Source organism: Vibrio sp. Y2-5, assembly GCF_014596725.1.
GTDB lineage: Bacteria > Pseudomonadota > Gammaproteobacteria > Enterobacterales > Vibrionaceae > Vibrio.
In genome coordinates this window covers 103151-125502 of the sequence record NZ_JACVEG010000006.1, presented here as the reverse complement: position 1 = coordinate 125502, position 22352 = coordinate 103151, and the positions used below count along the sequence as shown (strand labels likewise).

Here is a 22352-nt window from a genome sequence, read left to right as displayed (position 1 = left end):
CATTTTATGAGCGAGCTCAGGTTTATTTCGCACGATCTATCTCTCTATGCACTTGGCTTAAAGATTTTGCCCAAGGACCCAGTTGTTGCAAAGGTTTCGACAAGGTTTCAACCGCATCTCTTGCCAACTGAATGGTTGGATAGTTGCTGTAAGTAATGATGTACCATTCCACATCATTTCTTAATGTCGGGTAAACATTGACTTTGCCTTGTAGCTGATACTGATTGATAAAGCGCTGCGCATCAGGAAGCGAATTTACCGCAGCCAATTGCAAGGTATAGCTACGAGGAGACATCGCTTTTAACTCTTCACGTGCAAACGAGAAGGTAATTTTCACTTCAGGTGGATTCTCTGCCGCTGGTGCGACTTGAGTCTCAGCTTGTTTAGGTTGTTCGATATCTACCGTCTGCGCTGGTGTAGATGTTTCAGTGGTTTGAGATCCAGAGGTTTGAGGAACCGCACTTTCTTCCACTAGATTATCAATCTTCGAAGTGTCGACGTTTTCTGGTTTACCTTCTAGCAGCGCATCAACAACATCAGACGTGATAACAACGCGTTGTTGTTCGTCATCTGACATACCCACGCCCTGTTTATCCTCAACAACATCTGGAGGAAGCGCACCAGAATCATCAGTAGCACCATTGCTTGTTAGAGTAGACGAGTTACTGTCGGCTTCGTTGTTCGTGTCCACCGTCTGACTATCTTCATTCAGCGTAGGAATAACCGTTTGTTCTTTTGTCAGTGTCAGTTGCTGCGCTTTGTCGTCTGGGGAAGGTTGTGATAACCACCACCAGTAACCACCACCAATCAATAGAATCAGTGCCAGTACCAGTAGCGCGGCTTTCATTGGCGAGCCAATGATTGAACGAATCACAATACGTTTTTCCATTTTCTGTTCTCCCAGCGCCATAATTTCTCCCGGTAAGTTTTTCACTTTTTTATAAGCAGCTCTTACGCGGCGTTCATGTTCATCATCAACATAACGCATAACTCGTTGTTCAAACAAGCGATCTGCTTCATCACGGCTTAAAAGTTCAACTTCTAAATCAACTGGTTTATGTTCCTGTCCGTAGCTTAAACGCGTTAGAACGGCGTCTAAACCGGTAGACTGCGCGAATAAGACTACGTTCACTGTCCATAATGGATTGGTTTGAGATTCTAAGATCCACATCCACAATTCAGAGACCAAAGTCTCAGACAACAAGTGCGCATCATCAATCACAACCACGATGTCGCATTGCGTCTGATCGAACAGGTGTGAAAAACTTTCGACTAGAGAGTCTTTGGGATTGAACAGAGATTCAGAGCTAAGCTGAGAGAGAATGGTGGTACGGCGTTGTTCGTCGTCTTGATTAGGATGACACATGAGCAAAGACTGATTCTTGTCATTTGCCCACGCTTCAAGGTAACGCTGTGCCAGCCAAGACTTACCTGCACCTTGGCTACCACAAACATTGATTAAATTTGAGCTAAAACGAGTAAGAAGCTGCAAACGCTCCAGTAACTCGGTCTGAGAATCTAACTCCAGTACATGTGCCAAATTCATCGTTCATCCTAAAGGAAAACAGCATTACCCTGAAGTAAGCACCCCTATAGGGTGCGGCAATAATCTATCGCCTGCTCAATAATGGTTTCCGGCACACCTTTCACTACGTCAGAAGTACCAATGCTAGTTGGTAATACCAAACGTAACTCACCCGCTAGTACTTTCTTATCGCGCATCATGTGTTTCATGAAGTCTTCGAAAGACATACTTTCTGGGGTTTGTACCGGCAATTTTGCTCTTTTAAATATAGATAAGATTCGTTCAACTTGTTGTTCGGTAATTAAACCTTGTAGTTGGGCAGTTTTCGCCGCCATCATGGTACCGGCAGAAACAGCCTCACCATGTAACCAATTGCCATAACCCAGTTCCGCTTCAATCGCGTGACCGAATGTATGACCTAAATTCAACAATGCACGAATGCCTGACTCTTTTTCATCTTGAGCAACAACTTCTGCTTTAATCTGGCAACAACGAGCAATCGCATACGTCAGAGCTTGTTCATCCAACGCATAGAGTTCATCCATATGTTGTTCTAACCAAACGAAAAAAGCTTCGTCGTAGATGATACCATACTTGATCACTTCAGCCATGCCTGCGGCGAATTCTCGCTCAGGAAGAGTGGCAAGACAGTGGGTATCGATGATAACCGCTTTCGGTTGGTAAAACGCGCCGATCATGTTTTTACCCAGAGGATGGTTAACTGCGGTTTTGCCACCAACAGAAGAGTCCACTTGAGAAAGCAAGGTGGTAGGTATCTGAATAAAATCGACACCACGCTGGTAACAAGACGCAGCAAAACCAACAAGATCGCCAATAACGCCACCGCCTAAAGCAATAATCACCACATCTCGGCTGTAATTATGCTCAAGCAGGAAGCTCAAAACCGTATTGAACGTCTCTAAGGTTTTGTATTTTTCACCATCAGGCAATTCTAAGACAGAACTGATACAGCCTTTCTGGTCGAGTAACGCTGTGATCTTATCCGCATACAATGGCGCCACTGTATGGTTAGTGATAACAACGACTTTTTGTTTTGGGGAAAGAGAAAGAAGAGCCGGATCATTAAATAATCCGGCACCAATTGAGATTGGGTAGCTACGTTCACCTAAGCTGACCGTGATCCGTTCCATGGTCTGCACTCCAATAAAAAGAACAAATTAATGTTCTTCTAGCATTTTTACGATCTGGTTGGCTACCACTTTTGCACTTTGATCATCTGTACGTACGGTAATATCCGCGATTTCTTCATACAGTGGGTTACGATCATCAGCGAGACTTTCTAAAACTTCTCGCGGGCTATCCGTTTGTAGCAAAGGACGCTTTTTGTCGCGGTTTGTGCGAGCAAGTTGCTTTTCAATGGTGGTTTCTAAATATACGACAATACCACGTGCAGATAGGCGGTTACGGTTTTCTTTGCTCAATACAGAGCCACCACCCGTCGCTAAAACGATACCTTGTTGTTCGGTGAGATCGTTAATCACAGTTTCTTCGCGCTTGCGGAAACCTTCTTCACCTTCAACATCAAATACCCATGCGATATCTGCACCAGTGCGCTCTTCGATCACTGTATCAGAGTCTAAAAACTCCATATGCAGTTGTTGAGCAAGATGTCGACCAATTGTACTTTTGCCGGCGCCCATAGGACCGACAAGAAAAATATTGCGTTTCTCAGCCATGTTTAGCAGTAATTTACAACGTTAATTCAATGACATCGCCACAAAATTCGCCGGACATAAGTCAACGATAGGAATGCTTGTGGCACCTATTCCTCACAGATATTTCGTGATAAGACCCGAAATTATCTAGATCTGCTGGCACTAATGCAACTTTAATTTTCTTTGATAATGAATAAACGCGATAAGTTATTGAATAACCACCTTAGGCGTAACAAAGATTAGTAGTTCACTTTTTCCCATTTTTTCGTAGCTTCGACGGAATAAAGCGCCTAATAGAGGGAGATCGCCTAATAAAGGCACTTTCTCAACCGAGCGGGTTAAACTGTGCTGAAAAATACCACCCAATACAACCGTTTCGCCATTATTGACCAATACCTGAGTACCGATTCTTTGAGTATTAATGGCAACCGCTTCACCAGTACCTGTTTTTACGACATCTCCTACACGGTCTTGGGTCACACTGAGATCGAGAACTAACCGATTATCTGGCGTTATTTGTGGTGTTACCATTAAACTCAGCACCGCCTTACGAAACGAAACCGTCGTTGCTCCGCTGGAAGACGCTTCTAAATAAGGCAATTCCGTTCCCTGTTCGATATACGCTGGCTTCTTATTGGTAGTAATCAGTCTCGGGCTGGAAATGATTTCGGCTTTAGACTCTCTTTGCAAAGCAGAAAGCTCTAAGTCTAACAGTGTGTCAGCCCCTAACTTCGCAACTTGGAAAGCAATACTTGATGCGCCAGCGGTCGTTGCAGCTAAATTCACATTCAAAAAATCGTCTAACGGAATCATGCCTTTTCCACTATCACCACCTTCTCCATCACCAGAATCATACATGTCCGAGACAAACAGATTACTTTCAATACTACCGCCAGAAGTATGGCTACCATTGGTTGAAGTGAATCCCCAGCGAACCCCAAGCTCTTCTAAGTCGCCTTCATTAACGGTCACGATACGGGCTTCGATCTGAACCTGTTTTACGGGCACATCCAAAGACTTAACGATGTCTCGAATCACGTCTATGTTTTCTGGTAGTTCGCGAATCAATAACGCATTAGTTCTTTCATCAATACTGATAGAACCTCGCTCAGAAAGCATGGTCAGAGCCCCTTCACCATTAATCATCTCGGCAATATCCGAAGCTTTAGCAAAGCTGATTTTAATGATGTCGGATTGTAAATCACCCAGTGCCTCTTCCATTCGAGCCTTTTCCAGTTCTTGCTGCTCACGCAGATCCAGCTCACTTTTAGGGGCAACTAAAATCACGTTACCATCGATTCGTTTGTCCAAGCCTCTCGCTTCAAGAATAATATTGAGCGCTTTTTGCCAAGGTACCCCATCCAATCGCAACGTCATGTTCCCTGCCACCGAATCAGAAACAACCAAGTTGAAACCGTTATAATCAGCAATAAGCTGTAATACGTTACGAACAGGGATATCTTGAAAGTTAAACGAGATAGGCTTGTTGTCTTGTTCTAACAACAGTTTCTGGTCTTGTTTCGGTTGTGGCTCAGACTTACGGATCACCACCTCTAAAACATTCTTATTTAACTGGTAGTCGTATTGGTAATCCCCTTTCACTTTGACCTCAAGAAGACCATTTGATTGCTGACGAAACACTTCAATCGTATCGACAACCGTTGCGAAATCAGACACATCCAGCACAAAGAGTTTGTCATCTGACACGAGGGTGTTTAACAGCTCAATGTTCAATCCGTTCTTGGTTTTCGCCACATCAACGACTAACGATGCAGAGTCTAGCTCAATGATGATAACCGCCGCTTTATCCGCGTTTATCTTGAAATCAATGTTGTTCAGACGGTTGGGAATCGTATTATCGTCACTTGCCAGTACAAAAGTTGCGAAACAAAAACATGTGGTTACCAAAACACGCCTAAGAGCGTGAAATCCTTTTTGAAGCCATTTATTCATGATCGTTTTCTCCACAATCTACTTCAGAGCCAGCTTGATGCTGCGCTGATTCCAACACCCTAAGCCATCAGGTAAAGTCTCTTTGATTAACAAGTACTGCTTGGTGACCTCAGATACTTTTCCATGATTGATGCCGATGTATTGCCCTTTTGCTACGTACGCCAGCTTTCCTTCCGGAGTCAGAATCAGTGCCGAAGTGCTTTTGCCATTGCTCATTACGCCTTTAAACTTGAGTTGGCTTAGCGCAAAGCTTTCTAGTGGGTCCTTTTGCTTACGCAGTGTTGGTTGCCAACAGTCTTTTTTCGCTTTAGGTTGATTTTGAGTCACCGCTTCTCTTGGCAATTCGAAAGGCTCTCGAACCTTAGTGTTCACATATAAGAAAGCCTCAAAAGGTTCGATTGGCTGCTGTGGAATGATCTCCTTTCGCGCTTGAAGCGTGACTTGTTCGATATAGTCTGAAAGTGAATCTTCATTAGCCTGACACCCCACCAACCCCATACATATCAAGATCCAACAAAAGGATTTATTGCTCATTGCTGACCTCCTGGGGTAGCCGTATCCGGCTGATATTGATAGGTAAAAGCTCGTACATTGACTCTCAATTTCTGACTGTCTTGACTGGCTCGTTGAAAATCGACGTTCTCGAAATAGATAATCCTTGGCAACTGCGCAATGGCTTGTGAAAACTGACCAATATTGTGGTATTCGCCGGTTAGCTCTAGGTTCAAAGGTAGGCGGGACAAAAATGCTTGCTGTTCTTTTTCACCCCAATCCATACGAGTGAAACCCAGTTGATGTTTGATGCCGAGCTCATTCACCGCTGCCAACATACTGGCCAACTCTTTCTGCTCAGGTAATTGCTGAAGTAAATAGTCATAACGCTCTGACAGTTGATCGAGTTGAGCTTTGAGTTGTGGCAGAGTCGCAGCTTTATGAGCTTTTATACGAATGGTGGATTTTAGCGTTTGCTCTTCTTCTATAAGGGCATTCAAATGATCTTGCTTAGGAACAAGATAAAACCAATATCCCGCGCCTTGAATCAGCACCATGATAAGTAACAACAGGACAAACTGTGGAAAACGTGGCCAATCTAATATGTCGTCAAGCTCCAGGCTCTTAAAATCACCCATTCGTCACCTCCTGTAGAGGCGCTATATCTTTCGCTTCCATATGGAACGAAAACGACACTTGAAAGCTCTGAAACTGTTTACCAAATCGATAACTGCCAGACACAATAGAATGCATTTCAACATCAGAGATATAAGAAGAGTTTTCTAGCAAATCCAACATTGTCGCTAGTCGCGCAGTACTATCACTGATCCCTTTAAGTTCAATGTTGTGATCGTTCATACTCATTTGGTCTACGTACACCCCCTGCGGAATAAGGTGCGGAATCAGATCCATAAACTGAGTGGTTTTGTTGCGCTTTTTCTGCAGTGATTCAACCATATCAAAACGTACCATCAGGTCCTGATACGCTTTTTCTACTCGCTTAAGAGAATTGATTTGCCTATCCAGATCGACGATATGTTGGTTTAAAAAATCAACACGGCTTCTTTGCCGAGTAGCTTGATCATCAACATACCATCCGGCCGCCCATTGCATAGCAACAGCGAAACTCACTGCCAGTAACGAGATATGAATGAAACGCTGCCTGTGAGCCTGCTTTTGAGCTTCTCGCCATGGAAGAAGGTTAATGCTATGCAGCATGTTCCACCTCCAACCAATGGATTCCCCGTAAGGCAAGCCCTGCAGCCGTGGCAAAAGCCGTTGCAGGCAATTCTGAACCGTGACGCTTACTCACTTTGTTATGAAATACGCTAAAGGGGTCCAGCACTCCACACATAAGGTTGACCTTCTCAATCAACGCACTTTGTATCGCTGCGATATTGGCGCCACCGCCAGTTAGCCAGATCCCACTAAGGCTTGTTGCACCGTTCACAGATATGAACAGTTGAATTTGTTTAGCAATCTTGTCGGCTAGCTCATGAACCTTATCTTTTAATACAACAGAATCTTCATTTTCTGATTGAGTCGATACCTGAGATATACCCTCGGCAATCTGCTTATAGAAAGGTGCTTTGTTGGCAAAATCTAAACACAAAGTAGTCTGAGTATGACCGACATCCACCAGCAAGCAATCTGTGCGAGCATAAGTTTTACTGAACAGTTGCCACAACTGAACTAAAGCATGAGTCTGCACTTCAGCCAGAATCGGCTTGAAGCCCGCTTTTTCCAAAGCAAGGGTACGGCTTTCTACAACGTCTCGCTTAGTGGCATACACTTGGTAGGCTGCTATATTATTTTTACTGGTCTTTGCCTCAGCCGTTGCATGCTTAATTACCGGCACAAAATCGAGACTGACTTCTTCCATCAAGTATGGCGACTGATGAGAAAATGCTTGATGAATAGCAAACTCGCGTTCATTAGGCTCTAGTTCGCTATCTATTTGTAATACTTTACTAATTACTGTGTTATCGGGGATGGCAACAACAACTTTTCGACTAAATAGAGGTAACCCCTTTTTTAGTTCTTTGAGTTTCTTTACAATTTTCTGATAAACCAAAGCATGGTTATCAGCGAAAATATCGTCAGCAACTCGTATTTCCTTATAACCTAACAGCGTATACTTACTGCCTGCAGGTTTTAGGACCACTGCTTTAATACTATGGTGGCCGATATCGACACCCATAACTAATGATTGAACCATATAGCTCTACTCCAATAAGAAAGCTCCGCTCATTACGCCTATTAAATGGGGAAATAAGCGGTAACTACTTTTGAGAGCTAAATTTTTAGCTTAGAGTACTAGGGTTTGCATTAAGGCAGCCTCTACTAAACAGGGATTCTCCGGTGAAGTTCATAAAGCGTTTAATAATTTTTTCATTGATTTGCACAGCTCTTGGAGTCAGTACAATTTTTGGTTTCTATTTATATGTAAAACCAGAGTTGCCTGATGTCGCCACTTTGCGAGATGTAAAACTCCAAACTCCAATGCAAGTCTTTAGTAAAGATGGCAAGCTCATCGCTCAGTTCGGTGAGAAGCGTCGTATTCCTCTTAAACTGGAGGAGATGCCGAAAGAGTTGATAGAAGCCATCATCGCAACCGAAGACTCTCGTTTCTATGACCACTACGGTTTTGACCCGATTGGTATTACCCGTGCGGCATTTGCGGTTGTCGCATCGGGCAGTGCTTCTCAAGGTGCAAGTACCATAACCCAACAGTTGGCTCGTAACTTCTTCTTGTCTAATGAGAAGAAAGTCATGCGTAAAATCAAAGAGATTTTTATCGCAATCCATATTGAACAGCTACTGTCCAAAGACGAAATCCTTGAGCTATATCTGAACAAAATCTATTTGGGCTATCGTTCATACGGTGTTGGTGCTGCCGCGCAGTCTTACTTTGGTAAAGAAGTAAAAGATTTAAGCTTAGGTGAAATCGCGCTTATCGCGGGTCTGCCAAAAGCGCCGTCAACGATGAACCCGATCTACTCTTTAGAACGCGCAACCAACCGTCGTAACGTGGTTTTGGCGCGTATGCTTTCTGAAAAGTACATCACTCAAGAGCAGTATGAACAAGCTCGTGCCGAGGTTTTACCAACCAAGTATCACGGCGCAGAAATTGAACTAAATGCTCCTTATGTGGCGGAAATCGCACGTGCGTGGATGATTGAACGCTATGGTGAAGATGCTTATACCTCAGGTATGAAAATTTACACTACGGTAGATTCTAAACGCCAACAAGCCGCCAACTTAGCCGCGATTCACAACTTGATTGCGTATGATGAACGCCACGGCTACCGCGGTGCAGAAAAAGAGCTGTGGAAATCAGGCCAAGCGGCTTGGACTGAAGAACAAATTGTTAAACATCTTAAAAACGAACCGACTTATGGTGAACTTTCACCAGCAGTTGTTCTTAACACAGAAGCTAAATCAGCCACGGTTTGGGTTAAGAACCAAGGTGAATTCACTATTGATTGGAATAACTTGAACTGGGCTCGTCGCTTCATTACTGACGATCGCCAAGGTCCTCTGCCAACCAGTACCAAAGAGATCCTAAAAGCGGGTGAACAAATCTGGGTTCGCAACGTTTCTGAAGATGAATCTGAAAATCCGGTTTGGCAGCTAAGCCAAGTTCCGAATGCCAACACAGCTTTTGTTGCAATGGACCCAGAAAACGGTTCAATTGAGGCACTTATCGGCGGCTTTAACTTTGTTCACAACAAATTTAACCGTGCCACTCAATCGGTTCGCCAAGTAGGTTCAAGTATTAAACCGTTTATCTATGCCGCTGCTATAGATAAAGGATTAACACTGGCAACACTTATTAACGATGCGCCGATTAACCAGTGGGATGAAAGCCAAGGTACGGCATGGCGTCCTAAGAACTCGCCACCGACATACGGAGGTCCAACGCGTGTACGTATCGGTTTGGCGCAGTCTAAAAACGTAATGGCCGTTCGCGTACTGCGTGAAGTAGGCTTGGAAGATACTCGTCAATACCTGACTCGCTTTGGTTTTGATATCGACCAACTACCAAAATCTGAAACCATTGCGCTTGGTGCTGGCAGTTTAACACCTGTAAAAATGGCGCAAGGTTATTCTGTATTTGCCAACGGTGGTTACTACGTTGAGCCGTACTACATTCAAAAAGTAGAAGACCCATACGGTAAATTAGAATTTGAGGCCGAGCCTACAATTGTTTGTCGTCAAAACTGTCCAAAAGCTGCAAACGAGTTTGATGAGCAAGACGCTGAAACTCACATTGCTAAACAAGTTATCTCCGAACAAACGGCGTTCCTTGTTCGCGAAATGATGTACAGCAACATTTGGGGTGGCGGTAACTGGGCTGAAAAAACCGGTTGGAACGGTACAGGTTGGCGTGCTCAAGCACTCAAACGCAGAGATATCGGTGGTAAAACAGGTACAACAAACGACTCTAAAGATGCTTGGTATAACGGTTATGCTCCGGGCATTGTCGCTATTGCTTGGGTAGGCTTTGATGAACACAGCCGAAACCTAGGTAAGACCATACCAAATCCAAACATCGAAGATGATGTGTCGGGCGCTGAAGCGGGTGCGAAAACAGCTCAACCAGCATGGATTGAGTTTATGAGCCAAGCTCTAGAAGGTGTACCTGAACAAGAGAAAGCATTGCCGAACAATATTGTTCGTGTACGTATTGACCGCGATACAGGCTTACTGACGAACAAGCAGGATGAAACCTCAATGTTCGAGTATTTCTTAAAAGGTACTGAGCCAAAAGAGTACGTTCAAGAAAGCCTATCTGGTGATATTTACTCAAATAGCGGTGGCGACGAGTTGTTCTAGACAACTCTGCTACATCAAAGAAAAAAGAGGCTTAACAGCCTCTTATTTTTTATGCAAAGTATCCTAGTTAGGCTTGAGCTTCTAAGGTTTCTTTCATTGACTTAGCTAAGGTTTCAAAGCGCTGGCGTAATGGTGAACCCGGTCGATAAGCAACCACAAGCCGACGTGATGGCTCAGGGTTTACTGCTTTTATATAGCAGACACCATCTTTGATTTTTTCTTTAGGTAATGAAAGCTTAGGCAGTAAGGTGATACCCGCGCCTGCGGCAACCATATTGCGTAATGTCTCTAAACTAGTGGCTTTAAAGCGATCATCATCTTTTGCGCCTGCCGCAAAGCAGAAACCTAACGCCTGATCTCGTAAGCAATGCCCATCACCCAGCGCTAACACGGTTTTACCGTTAAGATCCAACATGTCGACTTCATCTCGAACAGCCCAAGGATGATCACAGGGAACGGCGATACTCATAGGTTCGTCGTAAACATCAATCTCTTTGAACTGAGCCGTTTCATCCACTGAAGCCAGAACTAAACAGTCCAACTTTCCATCCTCCAATTGTTGCACCAACTGATGGGTTTGAGCTTCATGTAGAAATAGCTCCAGCTCTGGAAAATGTTCTTTTAGCGATGGCACAATTCTAGGCAACAAATAAGGGCCAAGTGTCGGAATAAAGCCAATATGCATGGGTCCTGTCATTGCACCTGTCTGCTTACTCGCCATGTCTTTGAAGGTTTTTACTTCACTTAAGATTCGCTTGGCCTGATCGACGAGTTGCAAACCTGACTCGGTAAAGAGCACGCGCCGGCTGCTTCGCTCCAGTAAAACAGTGCCCAGTTCATCTTCCAATTTACGAATCTGACCACTTAGTGTTGGCTGACTAACAAAACACGCTTCTGCTGCTTTGCGAAAATGTTTGTGCTCAGCCAACGAAACCAAATATTCAAAGTCACGAATATTCATTATTCACCCCGATAGAATTGAACTATCAAAACCATAACATCAACTGAGTTGGTCTATCAAAGATTTTGTTACAAATTTAATCTATTTAACGATAATGAGGTTAAACTCGAAATGGTGATTTGATTAAGGTAAGAAAGATGGCTTGCAATAACTGCCAACAGAATTGGTTCTGGAAAAAGATAGGTAAATGCCAGCGCTGCATGGACCAACTCACCGTTTTGTCTGTCCTATGCTGGGTGGTGTGGTTTTTCTTCTTTAAGCAAAATCCTCGCAGTATCGAATCCATCACATTGATGATCGCAGGCTTTGCCTTCAACGCATTACTTTTTCTCCACTTATGGATGAAGTTCATCGTTCTTCCTTGGCGCAAACGGCAAGGGAAAGATGATTAAACACTTTTGAAACAACATCAATGAGTCACAGTTTTATGGCGGAGAGAAAAATGGCTGCTGTAGAAAAGAAAAAAGCCCTAAAATCAACAATTGTTTTAGGGCTCTCTTAGATTTTTCTAAGAAAAAGCAGTGGTATTAAAGTAGACCGTGCTTTTTCTAATTGGTTCCGGAAAATTTTGATCTTTTTTCGATCTTATTCTCCGGGCTTAAGATTCAATAGCTTATGCAACTTTCATCTTAGTAATCAGTTGCTCTGAAACATTCACTTCAAGCGCGACTTCATCACAAGCATGTTGACGAGGGCACTTCTCGCAGTCTTTCAGTACTTTCTCAGGCAACAACGTTTTTGACGTTGGAATGAAGTCTAGCTTCATAAAGAATTCAGGAGTACGAGTCAGTACGAACACTTTCTTGATCGCCATTTGACGAGCTTTACTTACCAGGTATTGAACAATCGCCGTACCTTGCCCTTGACCTTGCCAACCCGCTTCAACGCCGAGTGAGCGAATTTCAGCTAAGCCAGAGTCATACACGTAGAGAGAAGCACAGCCTGTGATTTCACCATTGTGTTCTGCCACAGCGAATGAACCAATATCACGCACAATTTCATTACGAGAGCGCGGTAGGTTTTCCCCCATATTCGCCCAGTAAGTCACCATGCCTTCGAGTGCTTCGATGTCTGTTAAACGAGCAGGACGCACCTTAACAGATGTAGCATCTCGTTTAGATAAACGCGACTCTGCTTGTTCTACTGCGTAAGCGACCTGATGCGGTGCTACACCACCCAGAGCGCTACGTTTCTCTAAACAAGACTCAATGGTCAGAATCGCATAAACGTCGTCTTCAATCACTGGAGAGAAGGCTTTTAACTCTTCTAGAGTCAGCTCTTCCAGCGCGCAGCCTTTGGCTATGGCAGCAACCACAGTGACACCTACGATATGGTGCGCTTCACGGAATGGAATGCCTTTCGCAACTAGGTAATCCGCTAGCTCAGTTGAGTTTGCATAGCCTTGTTTCGCCGCTTCCAGTGTACGTTCACCGTTCACTTTGATGCCTTCAAAGCACAGTGCCGCCATTTCCATACAATCATTCCAAGTATCCAAAGCGTCAAACAGACCTTCTTTGTCTTCTTGCATATCTTTGTTGTATGCCAGTGGTAGCGCTTTAACGGTCATCATCATGCCCGCCAACGAACCGTAAACACGGCCGGTTTTACCACGGATAAGCTCTAGCGCATCTGGGTTTTTCTTTTGTGGCATCAGCGACGAACCAGAAGTCACTGTATCCGCTAATTCGATAAAGCCCGACTCACCTGAGTTGTAGAAGATCATGTCTTCAGCCAGACGAGAAAGGTGCAGCATAGAGATAGAAGCGACAGACATCAGTTCCATCACGTGATCACGGTCTGATACGGAATCGAGTGAGTTACGTGTCGCACGACGGAAGCCAAGGTTATGAGCCAGCTTTTCACGATCCATTGGATACGCAGTACCAGCAAGAGCACCCGAACCTAACGGACAAGTATCAAGACGTTTAATCGCATCACTCACACGTGAATAGTCACGCTCAAACATCTCAACATAAGCTAAACACCAGTGAGCAAAAGTCACAGGCTGAGCACGTTGCAAGTGGGTGTAACCCGGCAGCACTGTGCCTTGATGCTCTCTAGCTACAGCAACCATTTTGCTTTGTAGACGGTCAAGTGCGATCAGCAGTTGTTGACCTTGTTGACGACACCAAAGTTTTAGGTCGGTCGCGACTTGGTCGTTACGTGAACGGCCAGTGTGAAGTTTCTTGCCTAAATCACCGACTTTACCGATCAGCTGCTGCTCTACCCATGAGTGGATATCTTCAGCATCTGAACGAAGAATTTGTTCTGGGTCTTCCATCACTTCAAGCTTGAGTTCATTCAATGCTAACTCAAGTTTTTGCTGCTCGTCTTCACTCAGAACGTTGACAGAAAGCAGAGCTTTAGACCACGCAATAGAACCCACAATGTCTTGTTCAGCCAATCGGTAGTCAAAGCGTAATGAATCATTAAACTCTTTGAATCTCGTATCTGCTGCTTGGGTAAATCTTCCGCCCCATAATGCCATTGTGCTTCTCCTGCATCTAATTCCTTGGTTAATTGACCAAAGAATACTTCATTTCTGCCAGTGTTTATAAGTTATAAATAAGGATCGCGCATCTGCGATCCTCATCATTTTATTATTTTAAGATGGGCTCCCTGAATGAGAGCCTCTTGATTACTTCTTCGCTTCGTTCAATGCTTTGATACGGCTAGCCAAAGAGTAAAGACGGATAAAGCCGCCTGCATGGCTTTGGTCGTAAACTTCGTCAGCACCGAAGGTTGCAAACTCTTCTGAGTACAAGCTATTTTCAGAACGTTTCTGCGTTGCTGTTGCTTGACCTTTGTAAAGTTTGATCACCACTTCGCCGTTAACGTCTTCTGCCAGTGCATCTGCCGCTGCAAATACTGATTTACGTAGCGGAGTGAACCAACGACCGTCATAAACTAGGTGAGACGCTTTGATACCGATTTCTTCACGGAATTCAAATGAAGCTTTATCTAGTACAAGTTGTTCAACGGCACGTAGAGCTTCCATCATGATAGTGCCCCCCGGAGTTTCGTAACAACCACGAGACTTCATACCTACTAGACGGTTTTCAACGATATCGATACGGCCAACACCATGTTTCACACCTTTTTCATTCAGTGCGATAAGTGCTTGGTATGGAGAAAGTTCTTTACCATCTACAGCAACCACTTCGCCTTTTTTCACTTTCAGAGTAACGTATTCAGCTTCGTTTGGTGCTTGCTCAGGGTCCACAGTCCATGCCCAACAATCATCGTTTGGTGCATTCCACGTGCTTTCTAGTACGCCACCTTCAGTAGAGATATGCCACGCGTTTGCATCACGAGAGTAGATCTTAGTCAGTGATGCTGCACATGGGATATTACGCTCTGCTAGGTAATCCAGACACTCTTCACGGCTCACTAGATCCCATTCACGCCAAGGAGCAATTACGTGTAGATCCGGTGCTAGCGCTGCGAATGCGCCTTCGAAACGAACTTGGTCGTTACCTTTACCAGTACAGCCGTGAGCCAGTGCATCTGCACCTACTTTACGCGCCACTTCTACTTGTGCTTTTGCAATCACAGGACGAGCCATAGAAGTACCTAGCAGGTATTTGCCTTCGTAGTAAGCGCCTGTTTTCAATGTTGGGTAGATGTAGTCTTTTACTAACTCTTCTTTCAGGTCAACGACGTGACACTCTGAAGCACCAGAAGCGATCGCTTTTTCTTCAATACCAACTAACTCTTCTGCACCTTGGCCAACATCAGCAACGAATGCCACTACTTCACAACCATAGTTTTCTTTCAACCATGGGATGATAACTGATGTATCTAGACCGCCAGAGTAGGCTACGACAACTTTTTTGACTTGAACTTTGCTCATTTTATTTCTCCAAATATCTGGCTCTGCACTTGGCGGTCAGGGCTCAGGATTCTTTTAAATTCTTTATTTAAATTCTTTAATAGCTATTTCTAAATGATTACTGAGGTAAAAATTGAGTACCGATACTTTCACCTGCAAACAACTTGGCTAGCTTTTCTGGATAACGCCATGTCGCGACTTCAATCGGACGACCAAGCTCTTTCGCTGCATCCAATGCGGCATTTACTTTTACGATCATGCCGTCGGTAATCACTTTACCTTCAATTAAGCTGTTTGCTTTTGACTCATCAAGCGTTGCAATCAGATGACCTTTGCCATCCAGTACACCGCTCACGTCAGATAAAAGAACTAACTCTGCACCGAGTGCACTAGCAACAGAGACTGCCGCTTGGTCAGCATTTACGTTCATCATTTGACCATCTTTTGTCAGGCCAATTGAACTGATAATAGGAACTACGCCAGCTTCTAGCAGAAGCTTAGTCACAGTGCCATCACCCGCCGTTGATTTACCGACAGCACCCAGTTCAGGATCCAGCTCTTCTACAACACATAAACCACCATCAGCCAGACATAGACCCACAGCGTTTAAGCCATCTTTAATTGCCTGACCTTGTAACATCTTGTTTGCTGTGCCAGCTAGGGCACCAGCAATCACACCAATTTGGTCGTAAGGAGTTACACGTAGACCGTCTTTTTTAACGGTTGGTAACTGCAACTTCGCCATAAGGTCATCCACAAGGTAACCGCCACCGTGCACGATAACAATTCGTCGTTGAGCTTGGGTTTGATACTGTGCGATTGCGCTAAAAAGCTTACTTAGCGTCTCTGAACAAGACAGAGCTGCGCCGCCTAACTTAATCACCAATGGATCTAGTTTTGTATCCGTCATATATAACCCTTACACCAGAGCTGTAAGCTCATCGAAACCGTAGTGAATGTTTAAACATTGCATCGCTTGACTCGATGCACCTTTTAATAAATTGTCGATTGCTGATACAACAATGACATGTTCGCCCTGCACTTTCCAACCGATATCGCAAAACGGAGTTAATTCAACATCTTGGATACGTGGTAAAGAATCCAAGCGTAGACGCACAGCAGGTTTACTTTGGTAAGCTTGAGTGAATGCTTGATTCACTTGTTCAGCCGTAACACCTTGTGCCAACTTCATCGTGATAGTGGCTAAGATACCGCGTTTAAAATTGCCTAAATGTGGTGTAAAGATCACTTCACGACCAAGGTGAGTGGCAATTTCTGGCTGATGACGGTGGGTAAACACGCCATAAGGCTGCAAGCTCACTTCACAGAAGCTGTTAGTTAGTGTCGCTTTACGACCAGCTCCCGATACACCACTGGTCGCATTGATCACAGGCCACTGTTGTACATCTAACAAATCACTTTCAATCAGAGGTTTAATCGCTAGTTGAGAAGCGGTTGGGTAACAACCTGCTACAGCAATCAATTGACTCTGTTTGATATTTTCTAGGTTCCACTCAGCTAAGCCATAAGCGGCTTTTTTCAGCCAGTTAGCATGCTGATGTTCAAAACCGTAGAATTGAGTATAGAAACTCTCGCCATCAACACGGTAAGCACCAGAAAGGTCGAAGACTTGGCAGTTGTTAGCCAGAAAAACAGGTGCGATATCATGGCTAACTTCATGAGCAGTAGCAAGAAACACCACGTCACACTCTTGTGCAACTTTTTCAACATCCACTAAAGGTTGTACTGGTAAATCAAGCAAACCAGATAGCTTGCCGTGCAACAGACCAATTGACTTTCCTGCATCAGCGCTGTTGGCTGAAACGTATAAACCTGATAGCGTGAGCTCAGGGTGTTTGTGCACCATAAGAGCCAGTTCTGCTCCGGTATAACCGCTTGCGCCGATGATAGTGGTTTTTAACATCTCAAAACGTCCTAAATCGAGTAAAAAATCGACAATTAAAAGTGACTATAAATATTTAATTTTGGCACTTTTATCGGTTTTTTATTCACTAAAAGTGATTTAATATGTGTTTTACAGTTTCAACGTAATTCTGTCAATAGTAGGAGCAAATAATATATGCAATTGCCAAGTTTCCTTGAGGTTTATGAAGGTCTTATTTCAACCTCATCCATCAGCTCCACCGATAGTCGTTGGGATGAAGGCAACGAACAAGTCATTTCCAAATTGGCGGACTGGTGTAGTGCGTTAGGCTTTCAAGTGGACGTGGTCCAAGTTGCTCCGGGAAAACAAAACCTGATCGCTAAAAAAGGCGAAGGTGAAGGCGGCTTATTGCTATCTGGCCACAGCGATACCGTTCCTTTCGACGAGGGTCGATGGAACTTCAATCCCCATGCATTAACAGAAGCAAATAACCGCTTTTATGGTTTAGGCACAGCGGATATGAAAGGCTTCTTTGCTTTTATTTTAGAAGCTGTGAAAAAAGTTGACTGGAGCAAACAGAAAAAGCCTCTCTATATATTAGCAACCTGTGATGAAGAAACAACCATGCTCGGCGCGCGTCATTTCACGCAAAATACGCCATTCAAACCGGATTACTGCATTATTGGTGAGCCAACCAGCTTAGTGCCTGTTCGTGGTCATAAAGGACATGTGGCGAATGCTATTCGTGTCACAGGGAAATCAGGCCACTCTTCAAATCCGGCACTAGGCGTGAATGCGATTGAAATCATGCACGAAGTGCTTTATGCACTAATGCAACTGCGCGACAAATTAGTCAAAGAGTATCACCATCCCGGCTTTGATATTCCAAGCCCGACCTTAAACCTAGGGCATATCCACGGTGGCGATAGCCCAAACCGTATCTGTGGCTGCTGTGAACTGCATTATGATGTTCGCCCACTCCCCGGTATTAGCCTTGATGGCTTAGATAACATGCTGCGTAGCGCGCTGACTCAAGTTCAGGAGAAATGGCCAGGGCGAATCGAGATCGAACCGCTACACGAAGCTATCCCTGGTTATGAATGCCAGCATGACCATCCTTTTATTGCCGGGATCAGCGAAATTACTGGCGTAGAAGCTCAAACGGTTAACTACTGTACGGAAGCGCCATTCTTACAAGAAATTTGTCCAACTCTGGTAATGGGACCGGGTTCTATCGACCAAGCTCATCAGCCTGATGAATTTTTGGCCTTCGAGTTTATCGACCCGACAATTAATATCCTTTCTAAAGCAATGTACAAGTACTGCTTCTAGTTGGCGATTTTTAACTCACAAACAACAAGACACTCAACATTATTAACAATGTGATTAGGGTCTTGTTGTTTTGTAAGAAAATTCCAACAATTCACTTAAATCTAGCAAACTTACATTTCATATATACAGGCAAAACTGGCAAAGATATCACCAGCATCATTTGACTAGACTGGGCAAACTTAGATAAATTGTCTCTCTAACAAGGACACAGGATGTAATTTTTTTACAAGGCAGGATGACAATGAACGAACAATACTCTGCACTCAAAAGTAACGTGAGCATGCTCGGGCATCTATTGGGTAAAACCATTCAAGATGCAGATGGCGACGTTATTTTAGAGAAAGTAGAAACCATCCGTAAGCTTTCAAAATCTGCCATGGCAGGTAATCAAGCGGATCGGAATCTACTGATTGAAGAGATAAAAAGCCTTCCCAACGAGCAATTAACCCCAGTGGCTCGTGCTTTTAACCAATTTTTGAATTTGACCAATATCGCTGAGCAATACCACACCATTTCACGTCATTGTGAAGAGAACGTGTGTGAACCAGATGCAATCCATGCTCTGTTTTCAAAACTCAGCCAAAATTCTATTAGTAAACTCGATACCGCACAGGCACTGCGCGAACTCAACATTGAGCTGGTATTGACCGCTCACCCGACAGAGATCACTCGTCGTACCATGATCAACAAGTTGGTAAAAATAAACGAGTGTCTGTCTAGACTCGAGTTAACTGAACTCTCTTCTAAAGAACGTCGTAAAACTGAACGCCGTCTAGAGCAATTAATTGCTCAAAGCTGGCATTCAGATGTCATTCGTCAACAACGTCCAACACCATTAGATGAAGCCAAATGGGGCTTCGCTGTTGTAGAAAACTCTCTATGGCAAGCCGTGCCTGAGTTCCTACGTGACCTCAATGAACGTGCAAAAGAGTACTTGGGCGAAGGTCTACCACTAGACGCTCGTCCTGTTCATTTCTCATCTTGGATGGGTGGTGACCGAGATGGTAACCCATTTGTGACTCACACCATTACTCGTGAAGTGTTGCTACTTTCTCGTTGGAAAGCCGCTGACCTTTACCTAGGCGACATCAATGAACTGGTTAGCGAACTCTCGATGACCAAATGCAGTGATGAGCTACGCCAACTTGCGGGTGAAAATGAACATGAACCGTATCGTGCCATTCTAAAAGGCTTACGCTCACTGCTCCAAGAAACTCTCGAAGTTCTGGATGCAAAAGTACACGGTGAGAAACTGCCTAAGAAAGCACCACTTCAAGACATCAGCCAGCTTTGGGACCCACTTTACGCGTGTTATAAGTCTCTGCATGAGTGCGGCATGGGTGCCATCGCTGACGGTTCACTACTAGACACTTTACGTCGTATCAAAGCATTTGGTGTTCATTTGGTTCGTCTTGATATCCGTCAGGAAAGTACTCGCCATGCGGATGTTCTGTCTGAGCTGACTCGTTACTTAGGCATCGGTGATTACAATCACTGGAGCGAACAAGACAAGGTTTCATTCTTAACCAATGAATTAAGCTCTAAGCGCCCTCTTCTTCCTCGTGATTGGCAGCCTTCTGAACAAGTTCAAGAAGTTCTTGATACCTGTAAGATCATTGCTGCACAACCACGCGCAGCGTTTGGTGCTTATGTCATCTCTATGGCTCGAACTGCTTCAGATGTACTTGCCGTGCACCTATTGCTTCAAGAAGCCGGCTGTCCTTACCGTATGGACGTATGCCCGCTGTTCGAAACATTGGAAGACTTGAACAACGCTGAAGACGTTATCAAGCAATTGATGAGCATCGACCTATACCGTGGCTTCATCCAAAACCACCAAATGGTGATGATCGGTTATTCAGATTCAGCGAAAGATGCGGGCGTAATGTCTGCTGGCTGGGCGCAATACCGTGCAATGGATTCACTGGTGAAAGTGTGTGACCAAGAAGGTATTGAACTGACTCTATTCCATGGCCGTGGCGGTACAGTCGGCCGTGGTGGTGCGCCAGCACACGCGGCACTGCTTTCTCAACCGCCGAAGAGCCTTAAAGGTGGTCTGCGTGTAACCGAGCAAGGTGAGATGATTCGCTTTAAACTTGGTTTACCAGAAATTGCCGTGAACAGCTTCAACATGTACGCAAGTGCCATCCTTGAAGCAAATCTATTGCCACCACCAGAGCCAAAACAAGATTGGCGTGACTTGATGGATGCGCTTTCTGAAGTGTCTTGTGAGGCTTATCGTCAAGTTGTTCGCGGGGAACCTGATTTTGTTCCTTACTTCCGCCAAGCAACACCTGAACTAGAGCTAGGAAAATTGCCTCTAGGTTCTCGTCCAGCCAAACGTAACCCGAATGGTGGCGTAGAGAGCTTACGTGCAATTCCTTGGATCTTCTCTTGGAGTCAAAACCGTTTAATGCTTCCTGCATGGTTAGGGGCTGGTGAGGCGATTCAGTTCTCGATTGATAAAGGTCACCAAGCCCTGCTCGAAGAAATGTGTCGTGAATGGCCATTCTTCTCAACTCGCCTTGGTATGCTTGAAATGGTGTACAGCAAATGTAGCGTTGATTTGGCGCGTTACTACGATGATCGCCTAGTTGACGAGAAGCTCCGCCCACTCGGTCAGCGTCTGCGTGAACAGCTACAAAAAGACATCAAAACGGTGCTAAATGTAGAGAACAACGAGAACCTGATGCAAAGTGATCCTTGGGGGCAGGAATCCATTCGTCTGCGCAGTATCTATGTAGAACCATTGAACATGTTACAAGCAGAACTGCTGTACAGAACTCGTCAAACGGAAACTCCAACGACAGAATTGGAAGAAGCATTGATGGTAACTATTGCTGGCATCGCCGCAGGTATGCGCAATACAGGCTAATTGACAGCACATTATTTTGCATAAAAACCAAAAGGTCGCAGCTTTGCGGCCTTTTATTTTGCTTGAAGATTTTATTGAGAATAATATCAGTTTTTTGGGTCAAATCGTCCTTGTATTCTACTTTATGCTTATTATTTAGATATACTACTGCACCTCTGCGATACCAACACTAATAAAAAGAGATCGTAGCGAGGTATGCATACGCATAACTACCTCTAGGTGATAAACGGCTTTAAAGGTGACATGAACAGCACACTTGTGCTGAATTTGCTTAAGTTTTCTAACCATTCAGTTTTTTAACTATTTAAGTTAAAAAAACGTGCCAACAGAAGCACAAATGATAGTTAAGCAATTTTAAAACTTACTTAACCACTTTGGATAAAAAGACATGTCATTACCACACGTAATTCTCACTGTTCTAAGCACACGTGATGCGACGGGATACGACATCACAAAAGAATTTTCAGCAAGTATTGGTTACTTCTGGAAAGCCAGTCATCAACAAGTTTACCGCGAACTAAACAAAATGGGCCAACAAGGTTTGGTTACTTGTGTTTTGGAGCCGCAAGAAGGTAAACCAGATAGAAAAGTCTATTCAATTACAGAGTCTGGCCGTAGTGCATTGGGCGAATGGTTTGAGCAACCAACAGCTCACCCAACTGTACGAGATGAATTTAGCGCTAAGCTTATTGCTTGCTCTGTTCAACCGTCAGCACCTTTTAGAACTCAACTAGGTGAACTGGTTGAAGAATCTCGCAAGCTTGTTGCGCACTATCAGGAAATCGAAGCTGCCTACTACGCAACACCTGCGGTATTAGACAAGCAACAACGTTTAGAGCGTTTAACACTGCGTCGTAATCTACTTCTTCGTCAAACTTGGATTGAGTGGGCTGAAGAAGTAATGGCTGAGCTTGACGCTATTGGCTAATACGCCGACGTCATACTCACTCTGATAAGATAAAGAAAAGGGATAATGCCGTGC

General features: G+C 44.3%; 18 protein-coding genes. 5 read left to right on the top strand and 13 right to left on the bottom strand.

From position 1 onward, the window contains the following. Positions 1-22: 22 nt before the first annotated feature. The 8 genes from HUO09_RS15190 to pilM form a co-directional block, all read right to left on the bottom strand. Positions 23-1546 carry an SPOR domain-containing protein gene (locus tag HUO09_RS15190; protein WP_188234489.1) on the bottom strand — a complete coding sequence of 508 codons (1524 nt, stop codon included), beginning with the start codon at positions 1544-1546 and terminating at the stop codon, positions 23-25. A 44-nt stretch (positions 1547-1590) separates the two neighbouring features. Further along, positions 1591-2676 (bottom strand): 3-dehydroquinate synthase, encoded by a 1086-nt coding sequence (gene aroB, locus HUO09_RS15185; protein ID WP_167412175.1) that lies wholly within the window; start codon positions 2674-2676, stop codon positions 1591-1593. A 27-nt stretch (positions 2677-2703) separates the two neighbouring features. Further along, complete coding sequence (aroK, locus tag HUO09_RS15180) at positions 2704-3222, bottom strand: shikimate kinase AroK (protein WP_042485096.1); 519 nt, start codon at positions 3220-3222, stop codon at positions 2704-2706. A 186-nt stretch (positions 3223-3408) separates the two neighbouring features. Further along, positions 3409-5154, bottom strand: a complete 1746-nt coding sequence (locus HUO09_RS15175) for a type IV pilus secretin PilQ (RefSeq protein ID WP_188234488.1) — start codon at positions 5152-5154, stop codon at positions 3409-3411. Positions 5155-5172: 18 nt separating this feature from the next. Then, positions 5173-5688: a pilus assembly protein PilP gene (locus HUO09_RS15170; protein WP_188234487.1), complete on the bottom strand. Its 516-nt coding sequence runs from the start codon at positions 5686-5688 to the stop codon at positions 5173-5175. Continuing rightward, positions 5685-6284, bottom strand: coding sequence for a type 4a pilus biogenesis protein PilO (locus HUO09_RS15165; protein WP_188234486.1), 600 nt, complete (start codon positions 6282-6284; stop codon positions 5685-5687). Before HUO09_RS15165 ends, HUO09_RS15170 begins: the two co-directional genes overlap by 4 nt. Further along, positions 6277-6864: a PilN domain-containing protein gene (locus HUO09_RS15160; protein WP_188234485.1), complete on the bottom strand. Its 588-nt coding sequence runs from the start codon at positions 6862-6864 to the stop codon at positions 6277-6279. The genes HUO09_RS15165 and HUO09_RS15160 overlap by 8 nt, the downstream gene beginning before the upstream one ends. Continuing rightward, a complete protein-coding gene (gene pilM / locus HUO09_RS15155; protein ID WP_188234484.1) occupies positions 6854-7864 on the bottom strand; it encodes a type IV pilus assembly protein PilM in 1011 nt (336 codons plus the stop codon). Before pilM ends, HUO09_RS15160 begins: the two co-directional genes overlap by 11 nt. A gap of 143 nt (positions 7865-8007) precedes the next feature. Here pilM and HUO09_RS15150 point away from each other — a divergent pair, with 143 nt between their 5' ends. Continuing rightward, a complete protein-coding gene (locus HUO09_RS15150; RefSeq protein ID WP_167412182.1) occupies positions 8008-10485 on the top strand; it encodes a PBP1A family penicillin-binding protein in 2478 nt (825 codons plus the stop codon). A gap of 67 nt (positions 10486-10552) precedes the next feature. On the opposite strand, the gene oxyR is transcribed toward HUO09_RS15150, so the two are convergent. Then, a complete protein-coding gene (oxyR, locus tag HUO09_RS15145) occupies positions 10553-11446 on the bottom strand; it encodes a DNA-binding transcriptional regulator OxyR (protein ID WP_167412183.1) in 894 nt (297 codons plus the stop codon). A gap of 137 nt (positions 11447-11583) precedes the next feature. Here oxyR and HUO09_RS15140 point away from each other — a divergent pair, with 137 nt between their 5' ends. Beyond that, on the top strand, positions 11584-11838 hold the full coding sequence (locus tag HUO09_RS15140) for a DUF3624 domain-containing protein (RefSeq protein ID WP_167412184.1): 255 nt from the start codon (positions 11584-11586) through the stop codon (positions 11836-11838). A 221-nt stretch (positions 11839-12059) separates the two neighbouring features. Here HUO09_RS15140 and argH read toward each other — a convergent pair whose 3' ends face one another. From argH to argC, 4 genes are all read right to left on the bottom strand, one after another. Continuing rightward, positions 12060-13934: an argininosuccinate lyase gene (gene argH / locus HUO09_RS15135; RefSeq protein ID WP_042485068.1), complete on the bottom strand. Its 1875-nt coding sequence runs from the start codon at positions 13932-13934 to the stop codon at positions 12060-12062. A gap of 150 nt (positions 13935-14084) precedes the next feature. Continuing rightward, positions 14085-15299 carry an argininosuccinate synthase gene (locus HUO09_RS15130; protein ID WP_188234483.1) on the bottom strand — a complete coding sequence of 405 codons (1215 nt, stop codon included), beginning with the start codon at positions 15297-15299 and terminating at the stop codon, positions 14085-14087. A 97-nt stretch (positions 15300-15396) separates the two neighbouring features. Then, positions 15397-16188 (bottom strand): acetylglutamate kinase, encoded by a 792-nt coding sequence (gene argB, locus HUO09_RS15125; RefSeq protein ID WP_167411147.1) that lies wholly within the window; start codon positions 16186-16188, stop codon positions 15397-15399. 9 nt (positions 16189-16197) lie between these two features. Next, on the bottom strand, positions 16198-17202 hold the full coding sequence (gene argC, locus HUO09_RS15120) for an N-acetyl-gamma-glutamyl-phosphate reductase (RefSeq protein ID WP_188234482.1): 1005 nt from the start codon (positions 17200-17202) through the stop codon (positions 16198-16200). Positions 17203-17358: 156 nt separating this feature from the next. On the opposite strand from argC, the gene argE reads away from it, so the two are divergent. From argE to HUO09_RS15105, 3 genes are all read left to right on the top strand, one after another. Next, the gene (argE, locus tag HUO09_RS15115; RefSeq protein ID WP_167411149.1) at positions 17359-18495 is read left to right on the top strand and encodes an acetylornithine deacetylase; all 1137 of its coding nucleotides are present in this window, start codon (positions 17359-17361) and stop codon (positions 18493-18495) included. 241 nt (positions 18496-18736) lie between these two features. Beyond that, positions 18737-21370: a phosphoenolpyruvate carboxylase gene (ppc, locus tag HUO09_RS15110; RefSeq protein ID WP_167411150.1), complete on the top strand. Its 2634-nt coding sequence runs from the start codon at positions 18737-18739 to the stop codon at positions 21368-21370. A 388-nt stretch (positions 21371-21758) separates the two neighbouring features. Continuing rightward, a complete protein-coding gene (locus tag HUO09_RS15105; RefSeq protein WP_167411151.1) occupies positions 21759-22298 on the top strand; it encodes a PadR family transcriptional regulator in 540 nt (179 codons plus the stop codon). Positions 22299-22352: the final 54 nt, after the last annotated feature.

What these genes read in the sequence shown, in the direction of transcription:
- HUO09_RS15190 (WP_188234489.1), bottom strand. Translation starts at nt 1,546, where the DNA reads ATGAATTTGGCACATGTACTGGAGTTAGATTCTCAGACCGAGTTACTG.
- aroB (WP_167412175.1), bottom strand. Translation starts at nt 2,676, where the DNA reads ATGGAACGGATCACGGTCAGCTTAGGTGAACGTAGCTACCCAATCTCA.
- aroK (WP_042485096.1), bottom strand. Translation starts at nt 3,222, where the DNA reads ATGGCTGAGAAACGCAATATTTTTCTTGTCGGTCCTATGGGCGCCGGC.
- HUO09_RS15175 (WP_188234488.1), bottom strand. Translation starts at nt 5,154, where the DNA reads ATGAATAAATGGCTTCAAAAAGGATTTCACGCTCTTAGGCGTGTTTTG.
- HUO09_RS15170 (WP_188234487.1), bottom strand. Translation starts at nt 5,688, where the DNA reads ATGAGCAATAAATCCTTTTGTTGGATCTTGATATGTATGGGGTTGGTG.
- HUO09_RS15165 (WP_188234486.1), bottom strand. Translation starts at nt 6,284, where the DNA reads ATGGGTGATTTTAAGAGCCTGGAGCTTGACGACATATTAGATTGGCCA.
- HUO09_RS15160 (WP_188234485.1), bottom strand. Translation starts at nt 6,864, where the DNA reads ATGCTGCATAGCATTAACCTTCTTCCATGGCGAGAAGCTCAAAAGCAG.
- pilM (WP_188234484.1), bottom strand. Translation starts at nt 7,864, where the DNA reads ATGGTTCAATCATTAGTTATGGGTGTCGATATCGGCCACCATAGTATT.
- oxyR (WP_167412183.1), bottom strand. Translation starts at nt 11,446, where the DNA reads ATGAATATTCGTGACTTTGAATATTTGGTTTCGTTGGCTGAGCACAAA.
- HUO09_RS15140 (WP_167412184.1), top strand. Translation starts at nt 11,584, where the DNA reads ATGGCTTGCAATAACTGCCAACAGAATTGGTTCTGGAAAAAGATAGGT.
- argH (WP_042485068.1), bottom strand. Translation starts at nt 13,934, where the DNA reads ATGGCATTATGGGGCGGAAGATTTACCCAAGCAGCAGATACGAGATTC.
- HUO09_RS15130 (WP_188234483.1), bottom strand. Translation starts at nt 15,299, where the DNA reads ATGAGCAAAGTTCAAGTCAAAAAAGTTGTCGTAGCCTACTCTGGCGGT.
- argB (WP_167411147.1), bottom strand. Translation starts at nt 16,188, where the DNA reads ATGACGGATACAAAACTAGATCCATTGGTGATTAAGTTAGGCGGCGCA.
- argC (WP_188234482.1), bottom strand. Translation starts at nt 17,202, where the DNA reads ATGTTAAAAACCACTATCATCGGCGCAAGCGGTTATACCGGAGCAGAA.
- argE (WP_167411149.1), top strand. Translation starts at nt 17,359, where the DNA reads ATGCAATTGCCAAGTTTCCTTGAGGTTTATGAAGGTCTTATTTCAACC.
- ppc (WP_167411150.1), top strand. Translation starts at nt 18,737, where the DNA reads ATGAACGAACAATACTCTGCACTCAAAAGTAACGTGAGCATGCTCGGG.
- HUO09_RS15105 (WP_167411151.1), top strand. Translation starts at nt 21,759, where the DNA reads ATGTCATTACCACACGTAATTCTCACTGTTCTAAGCACACGTGATGCG.